The sequence below is a fragment of the Microcoleus sp. LAD1_D5 genome (assembly GCF_036702115.1).
Classification (GTDB): Bacteria; Cyanobacteriota; Cyanobacteriia; order Cyanobacteriales; family Microcoleaceae; genus Microcoleus.
Window position 1 is genome coordinate 117,569 of the sequence record NZ_JAUBSA010000001.1, and the last position, 14,545, is coordinate 132,113.

A 14,545-nucleotide genomic window follows, 5' to 3' on the forward strand; every position below is an offset into this window, starting at 1 on the left:
GCCTTCTCCCTCTGTGATGATTTAGGACAGTGTTCGATCGCAGGTACTTGCTGAATAATGAGAACTTTGACCAAGGTTTGAAACCGGAGGCAAGTATAAATACTGCAATAATTCTTAAATACAAGTTCATTAAGATTTACATCTTGAGATAGATGAATTAATAAGTGAATTAGCTTATAATAAAACTTAATTGTTAGCTTGTCTAAAATTAACCCAAAAACCGGAGGATATTCCAATGCAAATAAGTGGCAAAGCCTTCGGCTCCTGCTCTCGCTGCGAAACAGTACCTGAAAAAATAGAGGGCAGGGGAGGTCTATACCTGTGGTTTCCAGTATCACACACGTTGAATAAGGTTATTTCTGCACTGACCAAGGCTAAACTTGAATTCGGGCTGTTAGAAGAGAGCAAGTGTTTGTACATTATGCTTGAGGGCATAGCAAACGAAAAGTTTAAGACCCTAGCATCATCGGTGCTGACAACTCAAGAGTTGAAAGAGACAAAAGTTTTGTGGATGCGCGAAGTTGAACAGCCAAAACTTAGCGATTTTTATCGCAGCACTTCCTTAGACTATTTTATTAATTTGAGTAACTCTGATTGGCTGTTAGATTTATTGTCCGAAGAACGCATTACTACACATTTTCAGCCCATTGTTTATACCTCAGATACTTCTAAAATTTTTGCCCACGAAGCGCTACTCCGAGGAATTGACGAGCAAGGAAACTTAATTTATCCGGGCCGGATTTTTGCCCAAGCAGAATCAGCTGGCCTAATTTTTCAACTAGATGTTTTAGCCCGGACTCGCGCTATCCGCGAAGCCCATGTTTACGATATCAAAGAACTACTTTTTATTAATTTTTCTCCCACTTCAGTTTACGATCCCGCTACGTGTCTGCGGAGAACAGTACAGGCTATTGATGAAGCGGGAATTCCTCACAGCAATATTGTTTTTGAAGTGGCGGAATCTCAGCACCCTCCTGATATGGATCACTTAATTAATATTCTGAGGTTTTACCGAGAGGCGGGATTTTTAATTGCCCTGGACGATTTTGGCAGCGGTTCTTCTAATTTAAATTTGATGCACCAACTGCGTCCAGATTTTATTAAGTTGGATATGCAATTGATTCGCAACGTCCATCAAGATTATTATAAGGCTCTCATTACGGAAAAGATGTTAGAAATTGCCGCTCAATTAGAAATTAAAACTGTTGCTGAAGGTGTGGAAACTTTGGAGGAGTTTGAGTGGGTGCGAGAACGGGGAGCAACTTTTGTTCAAGGTTATTTGATTGCTAAGCCGACTTCTCCGCCGATCGCAGTTACGAGCTATATTGGTGCTGAACCACTACCTATTTCTGCTTAATAACGGGTTTTCAGTTGCGATTGGGCGCTACATTGGCTCGTTCCCAGGCCTCTGCCTGGGGACGCATATCGGGAGGCTCTGCCTCCCTTAAAATGAGACAACAATTGGGAGGCAGAGCCTCCGGATTTTCATTACCAGGCAGAGCCTGGTAACGAGAATAACTAGCATTTTAAACGCTCAAATTGCGTCGCAGAAACATTTCTAAGGATTCCATTCTCATGCCGTAGATTGATTCCAAGTTTTGCACTTCTTCGGGAGTGCAGAAATACTCGTTACCCAGCAATACCCGCAAAGTTCCTAAGTCTTTTTGAGCTTGAGGATTCAATAAACCCAAGGCATTTCTCAAACCGTCAAACACAACCAGTGGCGGGTTGATTACCATCGGTTCGCGATTGAATAAGCGTGCAAAAATGCGGGGAATGTCATCCCTTGTCAGCACATCCGGGCCACCGACTCGCAGAATTTGGTTGCGGGCGCCTTCGACTGTTGGCGAGTCTGCGGCAATCTTTGCTAAGTCGTCGGTACTGACAACAGAGGTGCGGTTTTTGCCGTCGCCAATCAGCAGGTAAAGTCCGGTTTCTCGAAATCTTTCTGCTAGGGGTAACAAGCTGGAAGCAAAACCGGCAGGCCGCAAGATTGTATAATTCAAGCCACTGTTTTGCAGGTATTTTTCTACTTCTCGCTTGGCTTTAAATACTGCTGAATCTTCGTATCCGCGATCGACTCCCAGTACCGAAAGAAAGACAAAGTGCTGCACTCCCGCTTCTTTGGCGCAGTCGATCAATTCTATGTTAGCGCGGTAGTGAACTGCTTGAACGTCGCCGCCGGTGCCGTGGCTGCTGATAATGTATTGCACTCCTTGGCAGGCTTTTTTAATATCTTTGTCTTGTTTTAAGTCGCCGATAAAAATCTCGGCGCCTCGGTTTTCTAGTTCTGAGTAGCGAGATGCGAGGCGAACGAATGCGCGGACAGGCTTCTCTTGCTGTCTGATTTCTCGTACAATTCGGCGGCCTAGTGCGCCTGTTGCTCCGGTTACTAAGAACATGATTTTTAGTTGTTGGTTGTTACTTACATATTGCACTTTTCTCAATAGTAGGCAAGATGCCGGTTCCACAAAGAGTGAATTTTCTTGTGGGGAGTAGGGGGTTGGGCATCCTGTCCGCCCATCCAAGGCTTATTGAGAATGGGGCAAGATGTTAATTGTTATTAACCTTATAACTTATAAATCAAATTTCGACAATTACGGGGGCGTGGTCGCTGGGTTTGATTAATTTTCTGGGAGCAGTATCTATTGTACAGTTTTTTGCTTGTTCGTAGAGGGGAGGGCTGAGATAATGGTGGTCGATTCTCCAGCCGTTGTTGCGGGGAAATGCGGCGGCGCGGTAGTCCCACCAGCTATAATGACCGCCTTCTGTGGTGAATTTGCGAAAGGGGTCGTTTAATCCTAATTCTATGATTTCTGTTAGCGCGAGGCGCTCGGCGACAGACAAGCCGACGGAGTTAGCATTGGCTTTGGGATTGTGGATATCTCGATCGTCCGGGACGATGTTGAAGTCGCCGCAAATACACAATTTGGGGGATTTATCTAGTGCTATTTTGAGGTATTCTTGCAGCAGTTTGAGCCACTTTAGCTTGTACTCATATTTCTCGCTGCCAACTTCGGAACCGTTGGGAACGTATACGCAAATAATGCAAATATCGTCTATAATCCCCGCTATGAGGCGTTTTTGTTCGTCAAACATACCTGTGGCTTCGTCGCCGAGAAGGGGGGCAAATCCGGTGCTGATTTGCGTTAGGGGCGATCGGCTAAAAATGGCGACGCCGTTGTAGGATTTTTGACCGGAAATGTAGCAGTTGTAGCCGAGGTTGGTGAAGGGTTCTAGGGGAAAGTCTTTGTCTGGAACTTTGGTTTCTTGGAGGCAGAGAACGTCTGGGGAGTTTGTTTGCAACCAGCTAGTAACGTGTTCTAGGCGGGTGCGGATTGAGTTGACGTTCCAGGTGGCGATTTTCATTAATATAGTAATCCTAAAGGTTAGGTGAGAGGGAGAGCGATCGCACCTATTTTAACCCATTTTATTCACAGTCTAGTCACTTGATTTGATAAATGTAAGCATCTTCGATCCACGTCTGATTAATCCGATCATTCGTCATTCTTCTGCCTGATAAGTCTAAATTCCAATCTTGTTGTATCTGACGTAAGCCCTCAATTAAGTCATGTTTTGGGCTTACTGCTACGAGGGCTGTCCAATCGATTTTCAATTCAGGTTTAACTTCGCGAAAGACTGACAGAATTTCCCCATAAGTTTTCAGCGAACCTTCGCGATCGTACAGAGGTGAAGTGAGCATCAGCCGCCATGTTTCTGGTTCTGGTGCGTAGTTCCAGAGAGCAGAATCAACTGATAGATTTGCTGCATTTAGAGCGTCTATTAGTCTTTGACCTTCTGCTATTTCGTGACTTAATAATGTTGCTGTAGCCATTGTAAAACTCCGTGAGTGGGGTCAGTAATTGCTAAGTATATATCCAGGGCTTTTTGTTGGCTATGTATTTGATAGCGGCTTTCTTCTGACCAGTCTCTGACCTCTAACCATCCCACTGAAAAATTAGGATCGTCGAGGAGAGACCTTAACTCTTTATCAAGTTTAGCAACTTTAACCAACTTTTCTAAATCGTGGGTGTAACTGTCCATAACAGTTTTCTTGTCAGGAAAATCAAATTCCTGAGTTTGCTTGGCAATGCAAGCCTTTAAAGCGCATTCGATGACATAACCGCTGAGGTAGTAAGCACCTGAGTATTTATGATTGTTGAGCAGCACTTCTACTTCTTCAAGTCGAGTGAGTGCTAGGTTCTGTAAATCTTGGCTATTCAAAAGTTTAGCATACCTCCATAAATTTTTACTATCTTAGCTATAGTTTAGCAGAGCGATAAATTTATCAGTTTTTGTGTCGGGTTTTGTTGATTATATATTCTCTGATTACTGGCGCGATCGTAAAGTGCGATCGCCCGTTTTGTTTGACTGTTTCAACTAATGACCGTCGTCCTAAAGATTGCATGACTTTCAAGAGTTCTGGCGGTGATAGTTGCAGGTTTTCTGGTATTTTTGAGATGTCGGCAGGTTCGGGGGTATTGGCTAGCCATGCGATCGCCTGTTGTTCGGATGCGGTTAGGCGATCGAAATGCTGGTGCAGGAGTGATTCTAAGTCTCCTAAGAATAGGGTATCATAGGAGAGGAATTCGGAAACGCTACCGCCGAATAAGTCTTGAATCAATGTGGCAACTATATTTAACCATAAGGGATTGCCTCGGTAAAGGTCGATTAGTTCTGACCATTTCTCCGGTTCTGCTAAACCTTTTTCTCTGAATATTTCTTGTGCTTCCGCGCCTAAACCGTTGAGTTGCAGAGATTTGCAGGGGCGGTTTTCGCCTTCTAAGGCGGCGATTTCTCTGGGTTTTTCCCAACTCAGGAGGATTAAGCAACTGTTGTGGGATGATTCTGTTATTTGTTTGAAGAATGCGCCGTAATTTTCATATCCAGGTTGGTAATTTCCTGCGAGTTGTTGGCTGCTGAAGATGGTTTGGATATCATCGAGGATGATGAGACAGCGGTGTGATCGTAAATATTTTAGTAGGGGCAATCCCCCCGTGGTTGCCCTTTCTTCGGGATAGGGAACGGGCACGGGGACACCGCCCCTACAGGATTTAATTAAGTCGGTTTGGAGTGATGCCAGCGGTGGAGAGTTGCGGAGACTTCGCCAGATGATGTAATCGAATTCGTGTTGAATTTGTGAGATTAGTTGGAGAGTAAGGGCGGTTTTGCCAATACCGGATAAGCTTAAAATGGTGATGAGGCGGGTGCGGCCTAAAATCCAGTTTTCGAGGGTGGTGAGTTCGGATGTGCGGTTATAGAATAGGTTGGGTTCTGGTGCATCGGATAAGTCTAATCGCTGTTTGGGCTGAGTTTTGCTAGAGGTGTCCTGATTTTTATTTTCTAAGTTTGGGGTTTCTAAGAATTCAGGATGGTTTGCACAAACCTTAAACTTACCAACTTGTGCATTGTCGCCAAAATGTGATGAAACTATCGAAAATTGCCATCTTTCCACTGTATATGCAAAGTTAGATTGATTGATGTCTTCACCTAATGTTTCTGATAGAAGTTTCCATAATTTTGCTGCGACTTTTTTGACATGAGCTTCGCTACGGTAGCAAGTTTTGGCAATTTCTGGGTATTTCTGGCGTTGCCAAGTGCCTCGCAATATACCTTCTTGTAGATGGTTGAGGTGTTTTTCTGTCTTAGCGAATACGAGATCGTCAGCCACTTTTAAGACTTCTTCAACGTCCATAGGTCGAGTCAGGGTTTGGGTTTTGCCTATTGCGATCCTACTTTATCCTACCGTTTGATACTTTAGCAACTAAATCCTACTTTATCCAACTGAAAGAAATCAGGAAAGGTAAAAAAATGCCTACTAAATCCTATTGATTTGATTTGATTTGAGTATATTTTTCACATATGCTAAAAAATCAGGACGCAATAAATTTAAGCAATTTTTAAGAAGGAATGGCTAACATCAATATTGCAAATACTCCCGATGCACAAGGCACAGAGGATGATGACTTCATTCGTGATACTGATGGCAGCCGCAGAACGTTCGGCTTGGGGGGTAATGACTGGATCCGTGGCTTGGGTGGCAATGATGAACTGTTCGGGAATCAGGGTCGTGACACACTAGATGGTGAGGGCGGGTTCGATACCCTCTACGGTGGTAAAGATGCAGATACTCTTGACGGTGGACTTGACGATGACGTTTTGTTTGGGAATGCGGGCACTGATACCCTTATTGGTGGACGCGGCAACGATCAAATGTTTGGGGGGCGTGATAACGACAAGCTATCGGGTGGCGACGGTGCGGACATTTTATCTGGAGATTTAGGTTTTGATGTTCTGAATGGAGGAGCTGGACGAGACACGTTTATCCTTCAAGATGAAGTCGCTACTAATACAGTAGATTTTCTGCAAGACTTCTTCCCTGGGGAAGACAAAATTGCACTTCCAAAAGGTCTGACATTTGCTGACATCGAAGTCCTGACATTTGAAACTGCTGGGTTGAATCCACGTTTCGTGGAAAGGCAGTTTGAACCCTGGAATGCATTTTGTGGCGTCTGCGCTGGTGCCGATCAAAATCTGGCTTTACGAGTTAAATCCACTGGTCGAATTATTGGACTTGTGGATAAATCGCCAACTACTCGTGTTCCTCTAACACCAGCGAGCTTGACAGCAGCGGACTTTATCAGCAGTTGAGGATTCTGCTATGCTGGGTGGTAGCCTGTCGCTATCGGAAATAACGTGGGAGGGTGAAAACCCCTGCGATTTATGGAGGGGATGAAACCCGACTCAACAGGTTTTAACCTGTTGTCTCTCTTGTTTCCCGCGTTGATTTTCAGTGTACTTTTTAACTACTAATGAAGAATCTACTGAAAATAAGTAGATAACCAATTGCCAGCAAGGTAAGTAAATGCAACTCAGCAAAAGTGATATAGCTCATAAACATTAAGGAAAGGGGCGATTCGGCGAAGGCAAATAGGCTGCGACGAATCGCATTTTTTGATGATATAGCAATCGCTTTTCAATTTAGAAATAACCAAAAGGCGATCGCCCTTACGTCCCAACTTGTCACAAAGTGCGTGAAGCGCAGCTATCCCGTAGGGAATCGCGCCTCTTCCGCTGTACTTGCAAAAAAATTACATCCAAGATAAACTAGGAAATAGAAACTAAGCAACCTCTGATGCTGAAAGCAAAAATATAATGAAAACTAAAAGCTTCACAGTCATCATTTACAAAGAAGAAGATATGTACATTGCCGAATGTCCAGAAGTCGGCACAATTGACCAAGGCGAAACCATAGAACAAGCGATCGCCAATCTCAAAGAAGCTACAAGGCTCTATCTCGAAGAGTGTCCTTTACCCGACGAAATCACTCCCAGGTTTGTAACTAGCATAGAGGTTAGCTATGCCTAGGTTGCCCAGAATATCAAGCCTAGAAGTAATTCGCGTACTAGAGCGTTTAGACTTTTATCAAGCCAGACAAACGGGTAGCCACGTTGTCCTTAAAAAGCCTCTTCCAGACGGAGAAATTGTTTGCGTTGTGCCACTCCACCGCGAGTTAAAAATTGGTACTCTCAGCGGTGTTCTAAAGCAAGCAAAGGTCACACCTGATGAGTTTATAGCTAATTTATAAGTGAGAATAACCGGGTTTCCCAGTAGATGAGTTTTTGTAGCTTGTAGGGGTCGATCGCGATCGTAATGAAATAGCGATCGCCCCTCATCTCCCAATTTGTCAAAAAGTGCGTGAAGCGCAGCTATCCCGTAGGGAATCGCCCCTACATGAATTATTCAAACTAACTCCGACACACTCAGCCGCCCTTCTACGGGTTCATACTCATCCTCTAAAAGCCAATACTGCGCCTCATCATAACTCTTACTAGAAAACACAACTTTATAACCCTCAGCCGGATTGTAGATCCGACAATTTCCCTCAGCGTCACTTAGTAACAAAAGAAGATAAGGCGGTGAAAGATTTGGATCTATCCATACCTCTGTAAATTCCCAGTTATTCTTCACTAAATCGGCTTCGAGGCGTAACGTGGTATCGGTTTTCTGCATCAACTTTTATCTCTCCGTAGTAAAGTAAAAGACGGCTACCATCCGGGTCAACTCTATAACCAATTGATTCAGCAAAAAACTTACCATAACGATCGTAGCCCCGAATCGTACCTGTAAAGTCTCCATCTTCTATTATGGCTTGAGCTACCTGATTCATAGTAGCCTCATCGTTAAAAATATGAGCAGCACGTCCTTTATTAAGCAGTCTTCTCATTTGTGGCGTGTCTGGCAAGTGTTTAGCAATGTGCCTGCTGTCAAGGGTGATTTGGCAATTAATTCCACTCATTAATTAATTACTGAGCATACAAGTATGATTAAATCATGCGATCGCCCTTACATCCCAAATTGTCAAAAAGCCTGTAGGCGTAACCAGCCACAGGCAATGGGCGCATAATCCCTATGTCTGTAGCAAATCCCCATCAGTCAACAGTTGATACTACCAAACATCGCTCTAAAAAATACTTGACAGTGAAAATGTGGGGGTGTATTATAGAAGTAGTGCAAACAATGAAAAACATGAGACTAAAAAGTTGGGAGTCTCCCCGCAGCGAGGGCAGAAACTCCAAAGGTAAAGGCGGCTCAGCCAGGGCTCGGCAACTCAAAAAGCAACAGCAAACTCTGCGAAAACAGTTAAAAGCTCAACACGATCGACAAAACTACCAACAAAACCATCAAGGGAAGGAAACCGATAATTCCTTCCCTTTTTTTGTATTTTTCCGCTGCTCAATCCCGCTGAATGTTCGGACAAATCGTGCTAGTAATGCTCGCCTGCGAGGGTTGCTCTTGCCAGCAGTTGAGAATGCCTTGCAACTCCCCCTTCAAAGTTTCTAAGGCTGCAATTTGCACGGAAATTTCCTCTACCTTAGCCGTTAGATGCTGCTTCGCTTCAGAGCAAGGCAACTCTCCCCGATCGCGAACCTGTAAAATATCCTTAATCTCCTGAAGGCTCAAACCCAGAGCCTGAGAGCGTTTAATAAACGCCAACCTGTTGAATACGGTTTCGCCAAACAAGCGATAGCCAGCGGGCGAGCGCTTTACCGCAGGAGACAGCAAGCCCATCTCCTCATAGTAACGAACAGTTTTGACCGACAAACCACTACAGGCAGCTACAGAGCCAATTTGGTACAGTTTCTCGGCAACAGAAATATTCATAAACCAAGCATCCAAGATCGAAAGACTTTCTTGCCCTATCTTTTAGTGCCTCAGATCCAGGGAGTCGATCGGCACATCGCCCAGTCAGCATTGCCCAGTAATCTTAATAAGGAGGATTTTTTTTAGACACATTAAGCACGGGCAACTGAGGTCTAGAAGACTGAGGAGGAAGATAGTATTCGGGAGCCGGTGCGGGTTGTTCGGCTCCAGAGCGGTAAAATTGCCACCAGCGGAGAGCCATCGCCACCCCAGCGGTACCCAGCCCAAAAGCCAATAAAGAGCCACTCGCACCGATGCTGCCGATGGCTGCATCGACAACGCCCACTGTCACAACAAAGCTGGTAATTGGCTCTCTACGGTAAGCTGACCTCAAAAGTCGCGTCCACGAAGCATTCATTGGGTTTTACTCTGTTCTATATTTATTTACAAGCTCTAAAACTTAGAGTTGGCGGAACGATCGGGATTTCTAGCTCAAAGACTAGCTTCACCTAAATTAATCTTCTCGCCTGTGGGGAATTGTACGGGAGCGAGGCAAAATTGCCAAGCTTGTCAAATCAAAATTCCACCCCATATATACCTCCAAAAGCCAGCTATTGCATTCGGGAACAGATCTCTCTCGGCAGAGAAGTCGCTGGGCTTGTTTGTAATTAATATTTTAATCAATTCCCGAATTTGTCGCGGTCCGCAGAACTCACACCCGCTGCCGGAAGAGTCAAGACAAAGTGTAAGGCTGACCGCGCCATTGCTAAAATTAGTTGAGACCTAACCAGGACAGCAAGCCCTGGCCTGTGACATACTCGATAATTAAAGTTACAGAAAAACCGATCATCGCGGCTCGACCATTAAGGCGTTCCGCGTAGCTGTTGAAGCCAAACTTTGGCTGTTCCAGTTTGGGAGTGACGGTGGGTTGTAGTTGTGTCATTGCTTTGGGTACCTGGCGATCGACGCTATTCAAATGTGAAATCCAATGTTAGTTACAAATCTTAAACATTGCTACTTCTATTATAAAGAGGGTTAACCGCCGTCAACCATCCCCGAAGAGAAAAAACTGCAGCCAACTAAAGCCACTTAATTATACCCGCTCAAAATATGACTAATCAGTTAGATAACGATAAGCTTCCTATCGCCGCACAGCGAGTTGCCTTTGCCCTTCGTACAACAGGCTGGGTTTGCTTCTGGGTACAGTTAGTGCTAGCGGTGGTAGCGGCGATCATTTTGCTCTTTGCCATCCCCTTCGCCATCCCCAGCGCTACCGCCGCTGCGGGTTCAACCAGTGCCGGCACCGGCGGTGGCGTATTTTTTGCTATTTGCGGGCTAGCCGTACTCGCTTACAGCGTATATCGCTCTTTCCGCTTCACCCGCTTGTCGAGACAACTGCGATCGCCCGCTAACGCTGTCCGCCCCAAAAAAGCAGACACCATCAAAGAGGTGCGGCTGGCACTGATGAGCAACTTGTCAGGAATGGTGCTGACGCTGATCGGCGCAGAAGCCATCAGTGGCACTCTCTTAGCCAAATCTCTAGCTCAGCCGCAAGCCTTGTTCGGTGCCGCAGTCGATGTGGGTCGATTTATTCAGCCCCTAGATATATTTGTGGTACTAGCCAATACTCACGCTACTGTTGCCCATTTTGTCGGGATTTTCGGGGCTCTGTGGTTGCTCGATCGCATCCACAAGCAATAGACAATTGGTAAGTGGCAATTGCGCCTCTGCCACTCTCCCACTCTCTCACTCTCTCACTCTCCCTCACACTCCCACTCTCCCCCAACCGACATCCGGAATCACTGCCAACCTGTCGAAGAACGTACTCAGATACCTTCTACCAAGACAACATGAATATCATGGCACTGAAACCCGAGGCTTATTTTGGGGTGACAGATCACCCAACTATTGAAATTTCTCAAGAAAGTTTTCGTTCTGTCCTAGGTCAAATAGAAGCTGAACTCCTCTGTAGCGACACCTATAGCCAGGCTCTCGCTAGCTTGCAAACAATGTTGGGCGAAGCAGCCTCCGCTGCCGAAATTTTAATTAGAGCAGTTAGCAGAGAAGCCGTCAAGCTCGCCTTTGATCGGTTTCCCAAACAAAACAAAATTGAACCGCAAGTAGCCGAAGAGAGTTTTGGTGCTGTAACTCCCGGCATTGGGACGGTGACAGAATTTAAAGAATTGGAGCCACCAGTAGCTGTTCCTGTCTTCTATTGGCGCAGCGCTAGTGTGGAAGCACCCCCCCAAACCGAGTCCGACACTCAAATTTCCGATCGAGACACTAACACTTCTGAAGACAGCAAACAAGCGCCCCAAGACGAAATTAAAGTCGAGTCGGCTGCACCTGCAACTGTCACCGTCCCCGGAAAATCCTTCCCAGGGTTCGGTTTTCCCAAAAAGCCGAAAAAACTCACAAAGGAAGAAGAAGCAGCTTTAGCCGTTCAACAGCGAGAAGAGTGCCTGCGGGAGTTGGGTGGAGAATTGCGTAAGGGACGGCAAATTCGCTCCCTATCCCTGCAGCAACTCCACAGTCAAACTCTCGTGCCGCTGCACCACATCGAATCGATCGAAAATGGGGAAATCGACAAACTGCCCCAAGATATTTACGTTAGAGGTTTTATCCGCAGACTCGGCGACGCCTTGGGACTAGACGGCAGCGCTATGGCGAATGCTTTGCCCAAACCCGCTCCGAGCCCAATTCCCAGTATGTATGTGTCTGTTTCCGATTCCGACTCAGCCGAAGGCTTTCAAATGCGTCCGCTGCATTTGTACATCGGCTACACCGCTTTGATGGCTGGGGCTGTAGGGGGTTTGGGTTGGCTGTCGCAGCAACCCGTGGTGCCAGGAGCACAGGCAGTACCTCCCATGCAGGTGACACCGCCAGCCTCAGTTGCACCGGCTCAGAAGACTCCAGAAAAAGCACCTCAACCGGGTTTGAAGAAGTCTAACCGTAACGGGGTAATGATCGTGGGGGCTGACATGGCGCCGCCGGAGGTGATTTTTGGTTAGTGTGTGTCGGGCGATTGATCGCCCGACAACACTCTTGGCGCAGGTGAACTCTGAAACCCAGTTTCAGAGTTCACCTGCATAGGGATACTTACTTGAAAACATGAGTAGTGGAGAGCAATCACCGTTTAGATTTTAGTTGAATCCCCCACCTTCATCCATCTGTGGAGTCAATTTTAAAATCTCGCGTCTAAAATCTAAAATCGCCTAGCCCTACACCCAAAGTGAATTTTTAACTGCATCAGGAAACCCGATATGTGCGATAAACTATCTATTTGACCACTCCTAAAAGAGGTTTCCGATAAGATGAGTTCCCCAGCCACCGCTGCTTTCCCCGATCTCGATCCGCTATCGACTCACTCGCCAACAGTCACGAGTTTGGCGGCACCAGACAGTGCTTTGGTAACGGCGGCTCAACTGCCACAAGCATCTTGGACAATAGAAGATAGTGAGAAACTCTACCGAATTCAAGGTTGGGGCGAACCGTATTTTTCGATCAATGCAGCCGGCCACGTTACAGTGTCTCCCAAGGGCGATCGCGGCGGTTCCCTCGACTTGTGCGAACTGGTAGAATCCCTCAAACAACGAAATTTGGCTTTGCCCCTGCTGATTCGATTTTCTGATATTTTGGAAGACCGGATCGAGCGCTTAAATTCGTGTTTTGCCAGAGCGATCGCTCGGTACAACTACAAAAATGTCTATCGCGGTGTGTTTCCAGTTAAATGCAACCAGCACCGACAATTAATTGAAGATTTGGTGCGTTTCGGTCAACCCCATCACTTCGGGCTCGAAGCCGGCTCGAAACCGGAATTAATGATAGCTTTGGCGACCTTAAAAAACCCAGGCGCTTTATTAATTTGCAACGGTTACAAAGACCGCGAATACATAGAAACTGCTATTTTGGCGCAGCGGCTAGGGCAAACTTCCGTAATTGTGCTGGAGCAAATAGAGGAAGTAGAACTCGCAATCGCCGCCAGCAAAGCATTAGGAATTAAACCGATTTTGGGAGTGCGAGCAAAACTCACTACCAAAGGCGTTGGTCGCTGGGGAGTTTCCACGGGCGATCGGGCAAAATTTGGCTTGACAATTCCTGAAATTATTCGCGCAGTCGCCGAACTAGAAAAAGCTGGAATGCTCGATAGTTTGCAGTTATTGCACTTCCACATCGGCTCTCAAATTTCCTCAATTAGTGTCATCAAAGACGCCATTCGAGAAGCCAGCCACATTTATGTAGAATTAGCTAAATTGGGAGCTAATATGAACTACTTGGACGTAGGCGGTGGACTCGGCGTTGACTACGACGGGTCTAAAACAAACTTCCACGCTTCCAAAAACTACAATATGCAAAACTACGCTAACGACGTAGTAGCGGGAGTGAAAGATGCCTGCGACGAGCGCAAAATCCCGGTTCCAATTATCATTAGCGAAAGCGGGCGGGCGATCGCTTCTCACCAATCAGTGTTAGTTTTTGACGTACTCGGTACTAGCGATGTCCCCAGAGAAGTACCAGAACCAGTAGATGAAAACGCGCACCAAATTCCGCGCAATCTCTACGAAATTTACCAATCTATCAGTCCCGAAAATTACCAAGAAGTTTATCACGATGCTATCCAATTCAAGGAAGAAGCAGTCAGTTTATTTAACTTAGGCTATTTGGGGATTGCGGAGCGGGCGAAAACCGAACAGTTGTACTGGGCTTGCTGCGATAAGATACAGGCGATCGCGCGGCAAAAAGAATACGTATCTGACGATTTGGAAGACTTAGAAAAGGTGATGGCGTCTATTTATTACATCAACTTATCTGTTTTCCAGTCAGTACCGGACAGTTGGGCAATTAACCAATTGTTCCCAATAATGCCAATTAACCGACTCGATGAAGAACCAACTCAGCGCGGTATTTTAGCCGATCTCACCTGCGACAGCGACGGCAAAATAGACCAATTTATTGATTTGCGAGATGTGAAGTCGGTTTTGGAACTGCATACTCTCAAACCTGGAGAACCTTACTATTTGGCGCTATTTTTGGGAGGTGCTTATCAAGAAATTATGGGCAACCTTCACAACTTATTCGGCGATGCAAATGCAGTTCACATTCAGCTAACACCTTCTGGCTATCATATCGAACACGTTGTGAAAGGAGACACTATGAAAGAAGTCCTCAGCTACGTACAGTACGATGCAGAAAATTTGGTGGAAAGCATCCGCCGTCAGACAGAAGCAGCTTTGCAGCAAAATAAAATTACTCTTTCCGAGGCCCAACTTTTGCTGCAAAATTACGAACGGAGTCTCAGCCAATATACTTATCTTCAGTCTTAAAATGTAGGGTGCCACCTAAGCACATTACCACAATTAAAAGCTGAGATCATAAATGTAGAAGTAGGGTGCGCCTAGCG

The 14,545-nt window shown here is 45.8% G+C and carries 17 protein-coding genes; 7 read left to right on the forward strand and 10 right to left on the reverse strand.

From position 1 onward, the window contains the following. The first annotated feature begins 235 nt into the window (after positions 1–235). Positions 236–1,357 carry an EAL domain-containing protein gene (locus QUA70_RS00545; RefSeq protein ID WP_333344622.1) on the forward strand — a complete coding sequence of 374 codons (1,122 nt, stop codon included), beginning with the start codon at positions 236–238 and terminating at the stop codon, positions 1,355–1,357. A gap of 169 nt (positions 1,358–1,526) precedes the next feature. On the opposite strand, the gene QUA70_RS00550 is transcribed toward QUA70_RS00545, so the two are convergent. The 5 genes from QUA70_RS00550 to QUA70_RS00570 all read right to left on the reverse strand — a co-directional run bounded on the left by QUA70_RS00550 (position 1,527) and on the right by QUA70_RS00570 (position 5,695). Beyond that, a complete protein-coding gene (locus QUA70_RS00550) occupies positions 1,527–2,402 on the reverse strand; it encodes an SDR family oxidoreductase (protein ID WP_333344620.1) in 876 nt (291 codons plus the stop codon). Between the two features lie 181 nt (positions 2,403–2,583). Beyond that, positions 2,584–3,369, reverse strand: a complete 786-nt coding sequence (gene xth / locus QUA70_RS00555) for an exodeoxyribonuclease III (RefSeq protein ID WP_333325388.1) — start codon at positions 3,367–3,369, stop codon at positions 2,584–2,586. A gap of 76 nt (positions 3,370–3,445) precedes the next feature. Then, positions 3,446–3,835, reverse strand: a complete 390-nt coding sequence (locus QUA70_RS00560; RefSeq protein WP_333325384.1) for a hypothetical protein — start codon at positions 3,833–3,835, stop codon at positions 3,446–3,448. Next, positions 3,814–4,224: a HEPN domain-containing protein gene (locus QUA70_RS00565; protein WP_333325383.1), complete on the reverse strand. Its 411-nt coding sequence runs from the start codon at positions 4,222–4,224 to the stop codon at positions 3,814–3,816. Before QUA70_RS00565 ends, QUA70_RS00560 begins: the two co-directional genes overlap by 22 nt. A gap of 64 nt (positions 4,225–4,288) precedes the next feature. After that, positions 4,289–5,695: an NB-ARC domain-containing protein gene (locus QUA70_RS00570; protein ID WP_333325380.1), complete on the reverse strand. Its 1,407-nt coding sequence runs from the start codon at positions 5,693–5,695 to the stop codon at positions 4,289–4,291. Positions 5,696–5,910: 215 nt separating this feature from the next. Between QUA70_RS00570 and QUA70_RS00575 the strand changes: the two genes are divergently transcribed. From QUA70_RS00575 to QUA70_RS00585, 3 genes are all read left to right on the forward strand, one after another. Beyond that, entirely contained in the window at positions 5,911–6,651 is a 741-nt protein-coding gene (locus QUA70_RS00575; RefSeq protein ID WP_333325378.1) for a calcium-binding protein, read from the forward strand. 504 nt (positions 6,652–7,155) lie between these two features. Then, positions 7,156–7,368 (forward strand): type II toxin-antitoxin system HicB family antitoxin, encoded by a 213-nt coding sequence (locus tag QUA70_RS00580; protein ID WP_333148509.1) that lies wholly within the window; start codon positions 7,156–7,158, stop codon positions 7,366–7,368. Then, on the forward strand, positions 7,361–7,588 hold the full coding sequence (locus tag QUA70_RS00585) for a type II toxin-antitoxin system HicA family toxin (RefSeq protein ID WP_015174173.1): 228 nt from the start codon (positions 7,361–7,363) through the stop codon (positions 7,586–7,588). The genes QUA70_RS00580 and QUA70_RS00585 overlap by 8 nt, the downstream gene beginning before the upstream one ends. Positions 7,589–7,743: 155 nt before the next feature. Here QUA70_RS00585 and QUA70_RS00590 read toward each other — a convergent pair whose 3' ends face one another. From QUA70_RS00590 to QUA70_RS00610, 5 genes are all read right to left on the reverse strand, one after another. Further along, positions 7,744–7,971: a hypothetical protein gene (locus tag QUA70_RS00590; RefSeq protein WP_445301485.1), complete on the reverse strand. Its 228-nt coding sequence runs from the start codon at positions 7,969–7,971 to the stop codon at positions 7,744–7,746. Continuing rightward, positions 7,961–8,227: a DUF6972 family protein gene (locus QUA70_RS00595; protein WP_333325374.1), complete on the reverse strand. Its 267-nt coding sequence runs from the start codon at positions 8,225–8,227 to the stop codon at positions 7,961–7,963. The genes QUA70_RS00590 and QUA70_RS00595 overlap by 11 nt, the downstream gene beginning before the upstream one ends. A gap of 509 nt (positions 8,228–8,736) precedes the next feature. Further along, positions 8,737–9,165, reverse strand: a complete 429-nt coding sequence (locus QUA70_RS00600; protein WP_333325372.1) for a heavy metal-responsive transcriptional regulator — start codon at positions 9,163–9,165, stop codon at positions 8,737–8,739. Between the two features lie 103 nt (positions 9,166–9,268). Then, complete coding sequence (locus tag QUA70_RS00605) at positions 9,269–9,562, reverse strand: hypothetical protein (RefSeq protein WP_333120947.1); 294 nt, start codon at positions 9,560–9,562, stop codon at positions 9,269–9,271. A gap of 354 nt (positions 9,563–9,916) precedes the next feature. Further along, complete coding sequence (locus tag QUA70_RS00610) at positions 9,917–10,087, reverse strand: hypothetical protein (RefSeq protein WP_333325369.1); 171 nt, start codon at positions 10,085–10,087, stop codon at positions 9,917–9,919. 167 nt (positions 10,088–10,254) lie between these two features. Here QUA70_RS00610 and QUA70_RS00615 point away from each other — a divergent pair, with 167 nt between their 5' ends. The 3 genes from QUA70_RS00615 to speA all read left to right on the forward strand — a co-directional run bounded on the left by QUA70_RS00615 (position 10,255) and on the right by speA (position 14,468). Next, positions 10,255–10,845 (forward strand): DUF3611 family protein, encoded by a 591-nt coding sequence (locus QUA70_RS00615; RefSeq protein WP_333325367.1) that lies wholly within the window; start codon positions 10,255–10,257, stop codon positions 10,843–10,845. 158 nt (positions 10,846–11,003) lie between these two features. Next, entirely contained in the window at positions 11,004–12,155 is a 1,152-nt protein-coding gene (locus QUA70_RS00620; protein WP_333325365.1) for a helix-turn-helix domain-containing protein, read from the forward strand. A gap of 303 nt (positions 12,156–12,458) precedes the next feature. Further along, complete coding sequence (speA, locus tag QUA70_RS00625; protein WP_333325362.1) at positions 12,459–14,468, forward strand: biosynthetic arginine decarboxylase; 2,010 nt, start codon at positions 12,459–12,461, stop codon at positions 14,466–14,468. Positions 14,469–14,545: the final 77 nt, after the last annotated feature.